General features: G+C 73.0%; 13 protein-coding genes. 7 read left to right on the top strand and 6 right to left on the bottom strand.

Features of this window, described 5'->3' with window-relative positions; genetic code table 11:
* Nucleotides 1-33 precede the first annotated feature (33 nt).
* The 5 genes from L6E12_RS10320 to L6E12_RS10300 are packed head-to-tail and all read left to right on the top strand — an operon-like array spanning nt 34 to nt 4577.
* Nucleotides 34-1161 (top strand): nucleotide disphospho-sugar-binding domain-containing protein, encoded by a 1128-nt coding sequence (locus tag L6E12_RS10320; RefSeq protein WP_236227681.1) that lies wholly within the window; start codon nt 34-36, stop codon nt 1159-1161.
* Between the two features lie 28 nt (nt 1162-1189).
* A complete protein-coding gene (locus tag L6E12_RS10315; protein ID WP_219994354.1) occupies nt 1190-1459 on the top strand; it encodes an acyl carrier protein in 270 nt (89 codons plus the stop codon).
* A 3-nt stretch (nt 1460-1462) separates the two neighbouring features.
* Nucleotides 1463-3037, top strand: a complete 1575-nt coding sequence (locus tag L6E12_RS10310; protein WP_236227680.1) for an AMP-binding protein — start codon at nt 1463-1465, stop codon at nt 3035-3037.
* Nucleotides 3038-3052: 15 nt separating this feature from the next.
* Entirely contained in the window at nt 3053-4174 is a 1122-nt protein-coding gene (locus L6E12_RS10305; RefSeq protein ID WP_236227679.1) for a nucleotide disphospho-sugar-binding domain-containing protein, read from the top strand.
* 34 nt (nt 4175-4208) lie between these two features.
* Nucleotides 4209-4577, top strand: a complete 369-nt coding sequence (locus L6E12_RS10300; protein WP_255683127.1) for a nuclear transport factor 2 family protein — start codon at nt 4209-4211, stop codon at nt 4575-4577.
* Between the two features lie 60 nt (nt 4578-4637).
* Here the strand turns inward: L6E12_RS10300 and L6E12_RS10295 are convergent, their stop codons facing one another.
* The 6 genes from L6E12_RS10295 to L6E12_RS10270 all read right to left on the bottom strand — a co-directional run bounded on the left by L6E12_RS10295 (nt 4638) and on the right by L6E12_RS10270 (nt 12417).
* Nucleotides 4638-6332 carry a lipase family protein gene (locus L6E12_RS10295; protein ID WP_236227678.1) on the bottom strand — a complete coding sequence of 565 codons (1695 nt, stop codon included), beginning with the start codon at nt 6330-6332 and terminating at the stop codon, nt 4638-4640.
* Nucleotides 6333-6428: 96 nt separating this feature from the next.
* Nucleotides 6429-7523: an acyltransferase gene (locus L6E12_RS10290; protein WP_236227677.1), complete on the bottom strand. Its 1095-nt coding sequence runs from the start codon at nt 7521-7523 to the stop codon at nt 6429-6431.
* Nucleotides 7520-9097 carry an ABC transporter ATP-binding protein gene (locus L6E12_RS10285; protein WP_236227676.1) on the bottom strand — a complete coding sequence of 526 codons (1578 nt, stop codon included), beginning with the start codon at nt 9095-9097 and terminating at the stop codon, nt 7520-7522. The genes L6E12_RS10290 and L6E12_RS10285 overlap by 4 nt, the downstream gene beginning before the upstream one ends.
* A complete protein-coding gene (locus L6E12_RS10280; protein ID WP_236227675.1) occupies nt 9094-9936 on the bottom strand; it encodes an ABC transporter permease in 843 nt (280 codons plus the stop codon). The genes L6E12_RS10285 and L6E12_RS10280 overlap by 4 nt, the downstream gene beginning before the upstream one ends.
* Nucleotides 9933-10883, bottom strand: coding sequence for an ABC transporter permease (locus L6E12_RS10275; protein ID WP_236227674.1), 951 nt, complete (start codon nt 10881-10883; stop codon nt 9933-9935). The genes L6E12_RS10280 and L6E12_RS10275 overlap by 4 nt, the downstream gene beginning before the upstream one ends.
* Before the next feature lie 10 nt (nt 10884-10893).
* Nucleotides 10894-12417, bottom strand: a complete 1524-nt coding sequence (locus tag L6E12_RS10270) for an ABC transporter substrate-binding protein (RefSeq protein ID WP_236227673.1) — start codon at nt 12415-12417, stop codon at nt 10894-10896.
* A 255-nt stretch (nt 12418-12672) separates the two neighbouring features.
* Between L6E12_RS10270 and L6E12_RS10265 the strand changes: the two genes are divergently transcribed.
* On the top strand, nt 12673-14136 hold the full coding sequence (locus L6E12_RS10265) for an MFS transporter (RefSeq protein WP_236227672.1): 1464 nt from the start codon (nt 12673-12675) through the stop codon (nt 14134-14136).
* Nucleotides 14133-14531 (top strand): DUF3224 domain-containing protein, encoded by a 399-nt coding sequence (locus L6E12_RS10260; protein ID WP_035279049.1) that lies wholly within the window; start codon nt 14133-14135, stop codon nt 14529-14531. Before L6E12_RS10265 ends, L6E12_RS10260 begins: the two co-directional genes overlap by 4 nt.
* Nucleotides 14532-14554: the final 23 nt, after the last annotated feature.

Below are 14554 nucleotides of genomic sequence, written 5' to 3'. Positions count from 1 at the left end.
CGGCCCACGAGACCACAGAGGAGCGTGCCCGCCATGCGCGTTCTGTTCGCCTCCAACCCCCACCCGTCGCACATGTTCCCGATGGTCCCGCTCGCCTGGGGGCTGCGGGCGGCGGGCCACGAGATCCTGCTCGCCACCACCTCCGACATCCTCACCAAGCCGACCGGCCTGCACGTGGCCGACATCGCCCCCGGCTTCGACCTGGGCCAGGCCCGGCTCGACCTGGAGCGCGACCACCCGGACGTGGTGCAGGAGATGCAGTCCAAGCCGTTCATGGACATGGACGGGTCGGCGTTCCTGTGGGCCCGGATGGCGGCCGGTCCCATCGGCGACGGCCTGGTCGACATCGCCACCGCGTGGCGGCCGGACCTGGTGGTGTACTCGCAGTTGTGGCCCGCGGGCCTGCTCGCGGCGGCGAAGCTGGGGGTGCCCGCGGTGAGCCACGGCGTCGGGTTCATGCGGACCAGGGACCTGGAGGACCGGCAGTTCGCCGACATGGCCGACATCCGCGAGCGGCACGGGGTTGCGGAGCTGCCGCCGGTGCGGTTGACCGTGGACGTGTCACCGGAGTCGATGGCCGAGTCCGACGGGTTCAACGTCCGGTACATGCCGCACAACGGCGGCGGGGAGATCCCGCGCTGGCTGCTGGACGAGCCCGCGCGCAAGCGGATCACCGTCACCCTGGGCACGGTGCTGCTCAAGCGGGTCGGCCTGCGGCCGGTGCGCAGGCTCATCGACGAGGCCGCCGAGGTCGACGCCGAGTTCGTCCTCGCCCTGGGCAAGGTCGACTACGCCGAGCTGGGCCCGCTGCCCGCCAACGTCCGCTCCGGTGGGTGGGTGCCGCTGACCGCGCTGTTGCAGACCTCCCACGCGGTCGTGCACCACGCCGGTTCCGGCACCACGTTCACCGCCCTGCACGCGGGCATCCCGCAGCTCATGCTGCCGGTGTTCGGCGACCAGTTCGTCAACGCCGAGACCGTCGCCGCCCGCGGCGCGGCGATCTCCGGGACGCTGGAGGAGATCACCGCCGCCCAGCTTGAGCGGTTGCTGTCCGACGACTCGCTCGTCAAGAGCGCCCGCGACATCCGGCTGGAGATGGCCGCGATGCCGACCCCCGCGCACCTCGCGCACAAACTGTCCACTGTGGTGCACGCTGCCTGATCCGGGCCGCACGAACAAGGAGAAGACGATGGCCTCGATGACCTGGGACACCGAGTTCGAGTGCGTCATCCGCTGCTACCTGCCCAGCCTCGACATGGACGCCCCGCTCGACCCGGACCTGGTGCTGTCCGCGTTCGGCCTGGACTCCATCGGCATGGTGGGCCTGATCGCCTCGCTGGAGCAGATGTACGGCGTGGTGTTCCCGGACGAGGCGCTGGTGCCCGCCAACTTCGCCACCCCCCGGGCGGCCTGGGCGACGGTCACCTCGCTGATCGCCGCGGACCGCCTGGCCGGTTAGCCCGTGCCCGGCGAGGCGGCACGCGCGCTGCCGCGAACCCCGGCGCGCACGGCGGACCGGCCGCTGCACTCCTGGTTCCTCGACGGGGTGGCGGCGAACCCGGCCGGGGTGGCGCTGCGGATCAACTCGGCCACCTGGTCCTACGCCGAGGTCGACGCGCTGGCCCGGCGGTGGGCCGGGGCGCTGCTGCGCCGCGCCGCGCCGCGGCGGGTCGGGGTGCTGGCGAGCAAGTCGGTGGAGTCGCACGTGGGGTTCCTCGCGGCGCTGTACGCCGGGGCGGTGTTCGTGCCGCTGAACCCGGAGTTCCCGGTGGAGCGCAACCGGGCCGTGCTGGAGTCCGCCGACGTCGACGCGCTCATCGTCGACCCGGCCGGTGCCGCGCAGCTCGACGGCCTCGGGGAGCTGCCGGTGGTGCTGGCCCCCCGGTTCGCGGAGTGGCCCGGCCCGGTGTCGGTGCCGGTGGTCGTGCCGGAGGCGCGCGACGCGCTGCTCGGCGCCCCCGCCGAGGGGCCTGCCGACGGGTTGGCCTACATCCTGTTCACCTCCGGGTCGACCGGTCAGCCCAAGGGCGTGCCGATCCGGCACCGCAACATCGGCGCTTTCGTGCAGGCGTGCCTGGAGCGCTACGACGTCGGCCCGACCGACGTGTTCAGCCAGGTCTACGAGCTGACGTTCGACCTGTCGATGTTCGAGGTGTGGGTGGCCTGGGCCTCCGGGGCGGCGCTGACGGTGCTCAACCGCCTCCAGGCGCTCAACCCGCTGCGGTACGTCCGCGACCACGGCATCACGGTGTGGACGTCCACGCCGAGCCTGGCCGGGGCGCTGCGCGGGCGCGGCACGCTCGGACCGGGGAGCCTGCCCGGGTTGCGCGTCACCATGTTCTGCGGCGAGCCGCTGCCGGTGCAGAGCGCCGCCTTCTGGCAGGCCGCCGCGCCGAACGCGGTGGTCGACAACCTCTACGGCCCGACCGAGCTGGCCGTGGCGTGCACCGGGTACCGGTTCGACGCGGCCACCGCCGCCGCGACCGGGACGGTGCCGATCGGCGAGGTGTTCCCGGGGATGCGGTACGCGCTGCTCGACGGCGACACCGTGCACCCGAGCGCCGGTGAGCTGGTGTTCACCGGGCCGCAGATGTTCGGCGGCTACCTCGACCCGGCCAACGACGCGGGCAAGTTCGTCGAGCTGGACGGGCAGACCTGGTACCGCACCGGCGACCGCGCCGAGCTGACCGACGTCGGCCTGGTCCACCTGGGGCGCAACGACAACCAGGTCAAGGTGCAGGGCTACCGGATCGAGCTGGGCGACGTCGAGGCCGCCGTGCGCGCGGCCGGACCCGGGCTCGACGGCACCGCCTTCGCCGTCGACGGCGTGCTGGTGGTGTTCGTGACCGGCGCTGGTCCCGACACCGACACCGACCCCGGCTCTGACACGACGGACCTGGCCACCCGGCTGGCCGCCGCCCTGCCCGGCTACATGCTGCCCCGGCACCTGTGGCCGGTCGAGCCCGTGCTCACTCCCAACGGCAAGGTCGACCGGCTCGCGCTGCGCGCCGAGGCCGAACGCCGCTTACGCGACTAACGAACGAGGGGTCCCATGCGCGTCCTGTTCGCACCCAATCCACACCCGTCGCACATGGCGCCCCTGGTGCCGCTGGCCTGGGGCCTGCGCGCCGCCGGGCACGAGGTCCTGCTGGCCACCACCCGCGACATCCTGGTCCAGCCCACCGGCCTGCACGTGGCCGACATCGCCCCCGGGTTCGACATGAACCAGGCCCGCCGGGACCTGGAGCGCGACCACGCCGACCTGGTGCGGGAGCTGGCGGCGAAACCGTTCACCGAGATGGAGGGCCCGTCGTTCCTGTGGGCCCGGATGGGTGCGGGCCCCATCGGCGACGGCCTGATCGACATCGCCACCGCGTGGCAGCCGGACCTGGTGGTGTACTCGCAGCTCTGGCCCACCGGGCTGGTGGCCGCGGCGAAGCTGGGCGTGCCCGCGGTCAGCCACGGCATCGGGTTCATGCGCACCAGGGACCTGGAGGACCAGCAGTTCGCCGACATGGCCGACCTGCGCGAGCGGCACGGCATCGGCGGCCTGCCGTCGGTGCGGCTCAACGTGGACGTCTCCCCGGAGTCCATGGCCGAGTCCGACGGCTGGAACGTGCGGTACATGCCGCACAACGGCGGCGGGGAGATCCCGCGCTGGCTGCTGGACAAGCCCGAGCGCAAGCGGATCACCGTGACCTTCGGGACGATGCTGCTCAAGCGCGTGGGCGTGGAACCGGTGCGCCGCCTGGTGTCGGAGGCGGCCTCGGTCGACGCCGAGTTCATCCTCGCCCTGGGCAAGGTCGACTACGACGCGCTGGGCCCGCTGCCCGCCAACGTCAAGCTGGGCGGCTGGGTGCCGCTGACGGCGCTGTTGCAGACCTCCGACGCGGTCGTGCACCACGCCGGTTCCGGCACCACGTTCACCGCCCTGCACGCGGGCATCCCGCAGATGCTCATGCCCGCCTTCGCCGACCAGTTCGCCAACACCAAGGCGGCGGTGGAGCGCGGCGGGGCCATCGAGGGTTCGTTGCAGGACGTCACCGCCGCCGAGCTGACCCGGTTGCTGGAGGACGAGGCGCTGATCAAGTCGGCCAGGGACATCCGCCTGGAGATGGCGCACATGCCCACCCCCGCCCACCTGGCCAGGAAGCTGGAAACCCTGGTCGCCTGAGTTCCGCCCCCCACCCCTGAGGAGTCAAGACCGGATGACCGCCACGAGCACGGCCACCACCCCCGACGTCCACCCCGTCTTCGCCGCCATGGCCGAGGCCACCGCCCGGGGCGACTTCGAAGCCCTCGTCGAGCTGTACCACCCCGACGCCGAGTGGGCCCGCTTCCAGGGCGTCCTGCGCGGGCGCGCGGAGATCCGGGAGGTGCTGGAGCGGTACTGGGCCCTGGGCGTCGAGTTCGTCTCGATGGACGAGTACATCCACAGCGGCGACACGATCATGACCCGCAGCACCATGAGCATCAAGGGGACGACGGAGGTGGCGTTCGGCGCCTACGTGGTGAAGGACGGGATGCTGTGGCGCATCTTCGGCGCGGTCGAGGGCGGCGCCGTCTCCTTCTGGTGAGCCCGTGAAACGAGTGCGGCCCGCCCGGGTGATCCGGGCGGGCCGCTCGCGTTGTCCGGTCTAGAGGACCAGCACCAGCTTGGCCGCGCTCGCCGCGCCGGTGTTGCCCGCCGCGTCCACGGCGGAGGCGGACACCAGGTAGATGCCGCGCAGGCCGGTGGTCGGTGCCGTCCACGTGGTGCAGTCGGCCGCGCAGGTGGCCGGGCGGGTGGCGCGCTTGCCCATCAGGTCGGCGAAGGTGACCGTCGCTTCGCGCACACCGGAGGTGGCGTCGGTGGCGGTGCCCGCGACGGTGGCGCCGGAGCGGACGTAGCCGCCGCTCGTCATCGCCGCCGTCGGCGCCGTGGCGTCGTACTTGAAGGCGAACGCCGCGTCCGCGCTCTTGCCGTTGTTGTCGGTGCAGGTGCCGGTCAGCGACCCGGTGGCGGTGTCCGGGCCGGGGTAGGCCGTCGTGGTGCAGGAGGCGATGCCCGCCGCGGCGGTGGCGGACCACTTCGCGGTGAACGGCGCGCGGTACCAGCCGCCCGCGTCGGGGGCCCGGTCCGCGGTGGCCTTCACGTCCGCCGGACCCGGCGCGGGCGGGGTGGTCGGCGGGGTCGTCGGCGGCGTGGTGGGCGGGGTGGTCGGGTCGGTGATGCCCGCGAACAGCCGGTCGGCGAACGCGAGCGCGTCCGGCAGCGCCGCGCCCGGCGTGCCGCCGTGGCCGCTCGGGTAGGAGGTGAACGTCAGCGGCTGGTTGTTCTGCTGCAACGCCGTGACGAGCTGGGCGGTCAGCGACGGTGCCACGACGTCGTCCTGCGAGCCCTGGGCGATGAAGACCGGCTTGTCGTAGCCGGTGACCGGGACGTCGAACACCGCCCCCCAGGCCTGCTGGAACGCCGGGCCGAGGTCCTTGGTGAACATGTCGGCCAGGTTCGTCTGCGCCATCAGCGCGCCGAGCGCCCCGTTGCACAGCGTGTCGGCCTTGCCCACGACCTCGCGGCCCAGCGGGGTCAGGTACGAGTCGAGGTCGAAGCTCGGCACGGCGGTGCGCATCCCGGCGAGGATGAACGCGATCAGCGTCTTGGTCCCGGTGCCGATCAGCGACGGCGGGAACGTGGGGCCGATCAGCGAGACGAAGTAGCTCAGGTTCGACGGCACGCCGTGCCCGATGGTGCCGCGGAAGTCCAGCTCGGGGGCGTAGGCGGCGGCCTCGTGCCCGGTGAACATCGCCGCGTGCCCGCCCTGGGACTGCCCGGCGACGAACCAGTGCGCCGACAGCCCCGGGTTGAGCTCGCGCCCGGCCCGCACGGCGTCGATCACCCCGTGCGCGGCGACCTTGCCGTCGAGGTAGGGGTGGCTGCCCGGGGTGCCGAGCCCGGCGTAGTCGGTCGCCACGACCGCGTACCCGGCGTTGAGCCAGCCGGAGAGGTAGCCGTCGGGTCCGAGCGCCGACGGCGCGCACTGGTCGCCGAGGCCGGTGGTGCCGTGCGCCCACGACAGCACCCGCCAGCCACCCGGGGGTGGGGCGCCCTGCGGCAGGTAGACCAGGCCGCTGACGTCGGTGGCGCCGCCGCCGACACCGGTGGAGGAGTAGAGGATCTTGTAGCCGCTCCCGGCCCCGGCGGGGACCTGCCCGGCCGCGAGCGGGGTCGAGCTGACCAGCGTTCCCGGTCCGCCCGCGGCGACCGCGGACGGTTGGACGAACGCCACGGCCCCGCCCACGACGGCGGCCGCCGCGAGCAGAACCCCGAGTGCACGCCTTCGGACACCCACCACTGAAACCCCATTCCCCTGACCGAACCGTCCCACGGACGCTATTGACGCCCGTTACCGCAGGTCAAGGGTGGCGTCAACACCGGGGAGAACTTGTCACCCCAGCCTGGCTTTTTCGTCCCCGGTGACAACTCGCCGGGTCAGTGGGCGCTCCACACCGGTGTACAGGGCCCACGACAGCAGCAGCGACACCCCGAGCGCGCCGAGCAGGAACGCCACCCCGCCGACCGCGCCCCACGCCCCGCCGCCCAGCAGCGAGTGCCCGGTGACCAGGACCAGCCGGTGCACCAGGTAGAAGGCGAACGACACCTCCCCGAGCCACACGAACGCCCGCGACCGCAGCGGTGACGGGGAGCCGCGCAGGTCGGCGACCGCGGCCGAGGCGATCACCAGCGCCAGCGGCACCGCGCCGACCGCCACCTTCGACCACAGGTACGGCACGCTGAACGCCGCCAGGTACGCCAGCCCCGCCAGCAGCGCCGAGACGCCCAGCGACGGCGGGGTCCACCGCCCGTCGCGCACCAGGCGGGCGACGAGCATCCCGAGCACGAACTCCGGCACCCTGGCGAGCGGGAACAGGTAGACGAACCAGACGGCGTGGAACGGCACCGGCCCGCCCGGCGTCGCCACCATCGGGTCACCGGGCAGGAACACCAGCGCCACGACCGGCAGCAGGAAGATCAGCGCCACCGCCCCGCCGACCCACCACCACAGCCGCCGCACCCCGGCCACGACCCGGTGCAGCAGCGGGAACAGCAGGTAGAACAGCACTTCGCAGGCCAGCGACCAGGCCACGATGTTCGCGCTCGACAGCACCTGCGGCACCGGCACCCAGGCGTGTACCAGCAGCAGGTTCGGCAGCACCTGCCAGCCCACCACCGCCTGCCCGGCCACCAGCATCAGCACGACCGCCGCCACCCACGTCACCACGTGGTTCGGGTACACCTTGCGCGCCCGGCGCCACCAGAACGCCCGCGCCCGGCCGGGCCGGTGGTTCCAGGTGAGCACAAAACCGCTGAGGACGAAGAAGAACTCCACCCCGAAGAACCCGGCCCGGCTCACCGCCGACCCCAGCCCGGCACCCAGGCCGGGGTCGGCGAACACGCCCTCGATGGCGGCGTGGAAGGCGAAGACGGCGAAGGCGGCGGCGAACCGCAGCCCGGTGAGCGACGGCAGCCGGGTGCCGCTCATGCGACGCGGGCGTCCAGTTCGGCGCGCAGCGACGGCACCGCGGCCACCAGCGCCGCGGTCCACTCGTGCCGCGGTTCGCCGAGCACCTCGTGCACCGTGCCCTGCTCGCACACCTCGCCGCCGCGCAGCGCCAGCACCCGGTCGGCCATCCGCGCGATCACCCCCAGGTCGTGGGTGATCAGCACGACGCCCAGGCCCTCGGACTCGCTCAGCGACGCCACCAGGTCCAGCACCCCGGCCTGCACCCGCACGTCCAGGCTGGAGGTGATCTCGTCGCACACCAGCAGGTCCGGTTTGGCCGCCAGCGCGCGGGCGATCGTGACCCGCTGCCGCTGCCCGCCGGAGAGCTGCCGGGGCAGCCGCCCGGCCATCTCCGCGGGCAGGCCGACGAGGGCGAGCAGCCGCGCGGTCTCCGCCTCCGCCGCGGCCCCGGTGAGGCCCTGCAACACCTTCAGCACCCGGCTGATGGCCGCGCCGACCGTGCGGCGGGGGTTGAGCGAGCCCGCCGAGTCCTGCGGCACGAGCTGCACCTTGCGCCGCTGCGCCAGGGTCCGCGACCGCACGTCGGGCAGGACCTCCCCGTCCACGACGACCTCACCGGAGTCGGGGCGGTGGTGGCCGCTGACGCACCGGGCGATGGTGGTCTTGCCGGAGCCGGACTCGCCGAGCAGCGCCACGCACTCGCCGCGCTCGACGGTGAACGACACCTCGCGCGCGGTGGTGACCCGCTTGCGGCCCCGGCCGTGCCCGGCGCCCAGGGCGCGGACCTCCAGCAGCGGGGCCCGCGACGTCTCGAACACCGAGTGCCCGTACTTCTCGAACGCCTCGGCCACGTCCGGCACCGCCGCCACCAGCTCCCGCGTGTACGGGTGCCGGGGTGCCGACAGCGTCGCGGCCAGCGGGCCCTCCTCCACCACCCGGCCGTGCCGCAGCACCACCAGCCGGTCGGACAGGCGCGCGGCGGCGACGAGGTCGTGGGTGATGAACAGCAGCGTGATGCCGCGCGCCGCGGCCAGTTCCTCGATCTGGCGCAGCACCAGGTCCTGGGTGATCGCGTCGAGGCCGGTGGTGGGCTCGTCGAGGATCAGCAGCTCCGGGTCGCCCGCCAGGACCCGGGCCAGCGCCAGCCGCTGCTGCTGCCCGCCGGAGAGCTGGTGCGGGAAGCGCCGCTGGAACGCCCGGTCGCCGGGCAGGCCGACACCGGCCAGGTGCCGGGCGACCGACTCCGGGGACGGGTCGGTGGCCAGCTCGGCCACCTGCCCGCCCACCCGCAGGGTCGGGGTGAGCGCGGTGGCCGGGTCCTGCCCGAGGTAGGCGATCGACTTGCGGCGCAGCGCCCGCAGCCTGCGCCGGTCGAGGGCGAGGACGTCGGTGCCGGAGAAGGTGACGGTGCCGCCGACCGCGCGCAGGCCGGGGCGGATCGCGCCGAGCAGGGCGGTGGCCAGGGTGGTCTTGCCGGAGCCGGACTCGCCCACGATGCCCACCCGGTCACCGGGAGAGACGTGCAGCGAGACCCGGTCGAGCACGGCGCGGCCGGAGGTGTCGGCGACGGTCAGGTCGGTGATCTCGATCATGTGCCGATCTTTCCCGCGAGTCGGTCGATGGCCAGGTTGGTGGAGACGGCGAGGACCGCGAGCCCGAGCGCCGGGGCGACGACGCCCCACGGGGTGAGGGTGATGCCCTCCATGTTCTCGCTGATCATCGCGCCCCAGTTGGGCGCGTCCGGGCCGAAGCCGAGGAAGCCCGCCGAGGCGGTGAGGGTGATGGCGATGGCCAGCCGGGTGCCCGCGTCGGCCAGGATCGGCCGGGCGATGTTCGGCAGGACCTCGCGGACCAGGATCGCCGCCGACCCGTCGCCGAGCGCGGCGGCGGCGTCGACGAATCCGCTGTGGACGATCTGCGCGGTGGCCGCCCTGGCCACCCTGGACACGAACGGCACCCCGGTCACGACGACCGCGGCGATCAGCGTCACCGGCGAGTAGCCCCAGCCGTTGAGCAGGATCAGCATGGCCAGGATCGGCGGGAACGCCAGGAACAGCGCGTCGAACCGGGACACCACCGCGTCGAACCAGCCGCCGAGGTAGCCCGCGGCGGCGCCCAGCGCGGTGCCGAGCACGGCCGTGGCGATGGTGGCCAGCACCGGGATCACGATCAGCGGCCGACCGCCGGTGAGCACCCGCACCCACACGTCCCGGCCGGTGGCGTCGGTGCCCAGCGGCAGCCCCGGCCCGGCCTCGGTGTACGGCGGTGCGACGATGAGCTGCGGGTCCGCGCCGGTGAGCCACGGGCCGATGATCGCCAGGCCCGCCACCAGGATGCCCGGCACCAGGAACAGCAGGCCGAGCAGCTTGCGCCGGTTCCGCGGCGGGGCGGGTGCCACCGCCCGGGTCAGTGTTTGCGCTGTGGGTGTCATGCCGTCCTCAGCTTCGGGTTGGCCAGGAGCCCGACGAGGTCGGCGACCACCAGCGAACCGATGATGATCGCCGCCAGCAGCAGCCCCACCCCCTCCAGCACCGGGGTGTCGTGGTGGCGCACGGCGCTGACCAGCGTCTCGGACAGGCCCGGGTAGTTGAAGATCTGCTCCACCACCGCCGTGCCGCCGAACAGCGCGCTGGCCAGCCAGGCGAACGCCTGCGCGGCCGGGCCGACGGTGGCGGGCAGCAGGTGCCTGCGGATGACCACCGACTCCGGCAGCCCGGCCAGCCGGGCGGCCTCCACGTTCGGCGCGGTGTCGGCGTCGATGACGATGGCCCGGATCAGCCGGGACGCCCAGGCCGCGGCGAAGATCGTCAGCGCCGCCACCGGCAGCACCAGGATCTCCGGGCGGTCCAGCGGCGCCCCGCCCGCCGGGATCAGCGACACCGCCGGGAACCAGCCGAGCACGGTGGAGAACAGCAGCACCAGCAGCCCGGCGATGACGAACTGCGGTACCGACACCGCCACCAGCGCGCCGCTGGAGAGCACCCGGTCGAGCCTGCTGCCCGGCCGCAGCCCAGCCGCCAGGCCGATCGCGGTGGCCAGCACGATGGTCGCCAGCGCGGCGAGGATCGTCAGCAGCGCGGTGTCCGCCAGCGGGATCGCCACGATCTCGGTGACCGGGGCGCGCTCGACGATGCTGTCCCCGAGGTCACCCCGCACGGCGTTGCCGACCCACTCCGCGTACCGCACCGCCAGCGGCCGGTCGAGGCCGAGTTCGGCGCGGACGGCGGCGGTCTGCTCCGCGGTGGCGTTGGTGCCCAGCGAGGCCGCCGCCGCGTCCCCCGGCAGCACCTCCGAGCCCGCGAACAGCACGATCGACACCGCCAGCAGGGTGCCCGCCGCGGCGAGCAGTCTTCTTGCCAGGAACAACAGTGCTCTCACGGTTGCCTCCTCAGGCGGACGCCTTCATGAACAGCGGCAGCGAGTCGCGCACCTGCACGTCGCGCACGCCGGGGCGGGCCGCGTCGACCTGCTCCTGGAAGCCCCAGAGCACGTCGCCGCCCTCGTCGTGGAACCGGCGCTGGATGTCGGCGAACCTGGCCGCGCGCGCGGTGTCGTCGACGGTGCTCTGCGCCTCGGTGAGCCGCTTCTGGTGGTCGGCGCCCTGGCCGGTCACGTTGAACGGGGCCTTGGCGTTGGTCACCGCGGCCAGGTGCACGGCGGCCGGGCGGTTGAGGTAGTAGAAGCCCTGGAACGGCGTCTTCGCCAGCGAGGACAGGTCGGCGTAGTAGGTGTCGGCCGGGACCTGCTCCAGGTTCAGCTTCACCCCCGCCTGCCCGAGCTGCTGGCCGAAGAGCTGCGCCGCGCCGACCAGACCGGGCACCAGCTCGGCGATGCGCAGCGTCAGCTCGCTCACCCCGGCCTGCTGGAACAGCTCCCGCGCCCCGTCGAGGTCCTGGGTGCGCTCGGGCAGGTCGGCGTAGCCGGGCAGGCCGAGGCCGATCACGTCGTTGCCCGGGGTGGCCAGGCCGAGCAGGGAGTTGTCCACCAGCGCCTTGCGGTCCACGGCGAGCCGGACGGCCCGGCGCACCCGCGGGTCGTCGAACGGCTTGAGGTTGACGTTCATGCTGAACGACAGGCCGTTGGAGTTGGCCGCGCCGCCGCGCTTGAGCTCGATGCCCTGGTTGGCCCGCTCGGCCTGGGCCCCGGTGGCGGAGATGCCCACCGCGTAGTCGATCTCGCCTGCCTTGAGCGCGTTGAGCCGGGCGGGCGCGTCGGCCATCCTGGCGATGTCGAGCCGGGTCAGCGGCGGCTTGGCGCCCCAGTAGCCCTTGTTGGCCAGCAGCACCACGTTCTTGCCGTCGTTGGTGTCGAGCGTGTACGGGCCGGAGCCGTCGACCTTGGTGAAGTCGGTGGTGCCCTCGGGGAACACCACGGAGAAGATCACCAGGATGGCCTCGCGGAAGTCGCCGCGCGGGCGCTTGAGCGGCACCTCCAGCGTGGTCTTGTCCAGCGCCTTGATGTTCGCGCCGTCGACGTCGGCGTAGACCGAGCTGCGGGTGGACTTCGGCGCTCCGATGGTCTGGAGGCTGAACGCCACGTCGGCGGCGGTCACCGGCCTGCCGCTGTGGAACTTCGCGTCGGGGCGGATCTTGATCGTCCACTTGGTGGCGTCGGCGTTCGGGGTGACCGACTCGGCCAGGCCGTAGGCGTACTTGCCGCCGTCGATGAACATCAGCGAGTCGTAGACGTGGTGCAGCACCATGAGACTGGCGCCGTAGCCGATGGCCCGCGGGTCTAACGCGGTGCTCTTGGTGGCGTCGGCGATGCCGATGCGCAGGCGGTCGGTGCCGGTGCCCGCGGTGGTGCTGGAGGCCCGGGAGGCGCAGCCGGTCAGCGCCCCGGTGCCCAGGACACCAGCGGCCAGCGCGGAGAACTGCAGGAATCGGCGGCGGTCGATGTTGGTGGCAGACATGTGCTGTGGCTCCTCGCACGGACGACCGGGGTGGACTGGCCCCCGATGGTGGGTGCGCACGGTTGTCACGGTCTGCGCAAATCTGCGCAGGCCGGACACGTTCGGCGTACCCGGGCCACCCGGACGGGCAGGGCTGGGCCATTCGGCGGTGATCACACCTCCGGGTGCTCACTTCTGAGCATTGCCCGTACCGGGTACGCCCATACGCTCGGTCCCTCTTGCGCGACCGCGCGTGACCACTCCAGGGGAGACCGTATGACCGACACCTTCGAGCGGGCGGCTCCGCCGTCACCGGTGGCGACGGCGGGGAAGATCGTCCTGCTGACCCTGCTGCTGGCCGAGTTCATGATCCAGATCGACGCGACCATCGTGAACGTGTCGCTGCCCAGCATCCAGCAAGACCTCGGCTTCACCGGCACCAGCCTCGCCTGGGTCGTCAACGGCTACATGCTCTGCTACGGCGGTCTCCTGCTGCTGGGCGGGCGCCTCGCCGACGTGTACGGGCGCAGGCTCGTGCTCATGACCGGCGTGTCCGTCTTCACCGCCGCCTCGGTGCTCTGCGGCCTCGCGGGCGACCCGGTGGTCCTGGTGCTGGCCCGCGCGGTGCAGGGCATCGGCGCCGCCGCGGCGGCCCCCGCCGTGCTGTCGCTGATCATCACCTCGTTCCGCGAGGGCGCCGAGCGCAACGGCGCGCTCGCCGCCTGGGGCGGGGCCAGCGCGGGCGGGTCGCTGTTCGGCCTGCTCATCGGCGGCGTGCTCACCTCCACCGTGGACTGGCGGTGGATCTTCTACATCAACGTGCCGGTCGGCCTGGCCATCGTGGCGCTCGCCCCGTTCGTGCTCAAGGAGAGCAAGGCCGCCAGCAGGCCCTCCCTCGACGCCGGTGGCGCGATCACCATCACCGCCGCGCTGCTCGTCATCACCTACGCCCTGCTCGGCGCGCACGGCGGTGCGGGCCTGGACCTGGGTTCGGTCGGGCTGCTCGTGCTCGGCGCGCTGCTGCTGGCGGTGTTCGTGGCGGTGGAGAAGCGCCACCACGAGCCGCTGATCCCGATGAGCCTGTTCGCCAACCGCAACACCGCGGGCTCCCTCGGCGCCACCGCGCTCTTCGGCACCACGCAGATGGGGTACTTCTTCTTCGTCACCCTGTACCTGCAGAACGTCCTGGGCTTCAGCGCCATCCAGACCGGTCTGTCCTACCTGCCGCTCATCGCCGCGCTGGCCGTCACCACCACCCTGGCCAACAAGATCATCGCTGCCCGAGGCGTGAAGGCCGCCCTGGTGCCCGGACTCGTGCTGATCATCGCGGGCCTGGCCTGGCTGTCGCAGGTGCCGGTCGACGGGTCCTGGGTCGGCGACGTCCTCGGCCCGACGGTGCTGGCGGGCCTGGGCATCGGCCTGACGTTCGTGCCGCTGTCCATCTCGGCCACCTCCGGCGTCGACCCGCGCGACGCGGGCGCGGTGTCGGGCCTGTTCAACGTGGCCGTCCTCATCGGCGGGTCCATCGGCATCGCCGTGCTGACCATCGCCTCGGGCCTCACCGGCGAGATCCCGATGCTGCCGCTGTCCACCCCCACCCCGGAGGCCATCGGCGGCTTCCAGGGCGTGTTCCTCACCGGTGCGGGCCTGGCGGTCCTCGCGCTGCTGGTCTGCGCGGCCGTGCTGCGCGTGCCGCACGCACCGGCAGCCGTTCCCGGAGAAGAGAAGGAAACCGCATGAGCACCACCGCCACCGGCAAGTTCATCACCTCGGTGTGGGACGAGGCCCCCTACGACACCGGCGACGGCGTCCCCGCGCTGGCCAAGGCCGACGTGAAGAACACCTTCGAGGGCACCATCGTCGGGGAGGGCACGCTGACCTACCTGCTGGTCTACCCGGAGAACTACGCCAGTTTCGTGGGTCTGCAGCGGATCACCGGCACCCTCGACGGCAAGGCGGGCCAGTTCGTCCTGCAGACCGAGGGCGTTGTCGACGGCGGCCCGCCCACCTCCACCTGGTTCGTCGTGCCCGGCTCGGGCACCGGCGAGCTGGTCGGCCTGCGCGGCAAGGGGACCGTGACCGCGGTCGACGCCACCACCGCCGAGTACACGCTGGACTACGACTTCACGGCCTAGTCCGACGACGAGAAAGCCACCCC

The organism is Actinokineospora sp. PR83 (assembly GCF_021056305.1).
Taxonomy (GTDB): domain Bacteria; phylum Actinomycetota; class Actinomycetes; order Mycobacteriales; family Pseudonocardiaceae; genus Actinokineospora; species Actinokineospora spheciospongiae.
This window is presented reverse-complemented; position numbering and strand designations above follow the sequence as displayed.